Annotated in this window: 1 pseudogene; it reads right to left on the reverse strand. The window is 24.0% G+C overall.

From position 1 onward, the window contains the following. Positions 1-298 (reverse strand): annotated as a pseudogene (locus O6B72_RS09405) (relaxase/mobilization nuclease domain-containing protein); the annotation flags it as partial. Between the last annotated feature and the right edge of the window lie 77 nt (positions 299-375).

The following is a 375-nucleotide window of genomic DNA, read 5'->3' on the forward strand; positions in this document are numbered from 1 at the left end:
CTTTTGGATAGAGTTTGTGGTAGTTGTATTTAAAATTTTCAAGCAACACAAGAGCCTCTGACCTATCTTTGTAATTAGCCATTTTCATCTCATTAATTTGATTAATTTTATATGAAATTTTATCAAGTTTGTTGATCTCACTTAAAAGAGCTTTGTTTTTCTTATAAATTATTTGGTTGTTTGCTTTTAATTGTTTAGCTAGTTTATATGATCTTTTATTTTTCTTTTTAACATATTGTAAAAACAACGCCAAAAGCTCGGCATTTTGCTTTTTAAGGATATTTAATTCATCATTCATGCTATCAATTTTATTTTTAGTAGTTTTATAAATTTCTTTATTTTTATCCTCCATATTAAAATAATAATCTTGCAATT

The sequence above is a fragment of the Campylobacter ureolyticus genome (assembly GCF_027277485.1).
In the GTDB taxonomy this organism is placed as follows: domain Bacteria; phylum Campylobacterota; class Campylobacteria; order Campylobacterales; family Campylobacteraceae; genus Campylobacter_B; species Campylobacter_B ureolyticus_B.